The following is a 309-nucleotide window of genomic DNA, read 5'->3' as shown; positions in this document are numbered from 1 at the left end:
ACTGTCGAGGAGCGTACCCTCGTAGCGGAATCCGACACCGAAGCAACTGTTCTCGACGAGTTCGCCACCCCTGCTGAAGAGGGCGACCGTCAACCGGCAGGGCTCACCCACAAACTCCGAGCCGAAGACGGCGACTGGCGGCTGTGGACGCACGAATCTCGGGAGTTCATCTATCCCGGTGACGCGCCTGACGAGCGACCAGCGGACGACCTGCCTGATGACTGCCCGACATCAACGCTCGCGGACTACAGCCCGCCCGACGAACTCTCTCGTGAGGCGGTCGGAACGTTTGTGATCGAGTATCACGAA

1 protein-coding gene is annotated in these 309 nt (G+C 62.5%); it reads left to right on the top strand.

The window, feature by feature from the left end:
• Positions 1-309, top strand: a 309-nt coding sequence (locus tag EXE45_RS20160) for a hypothetical protein (protein WP_158294356.1), incomplete at both ends; no start/stop codon positions are given.

Origin of the sequence: Halorubrum sp. SP9 (assembly GCF_005435015.1) — an archaeon.
In the GTDB taxonomy this organism is placed as follows: domain Archaea; phylum Halobacteriota; class Halobacteria; order Halobacteriales; family Haloferacaceae; genus Halorubrum; species Halorubrum sodomense.
Note: the sequence above shows the minus strand (reverse complement) of the source record. Positions and strands in the feature narration are given on the sequence as shown.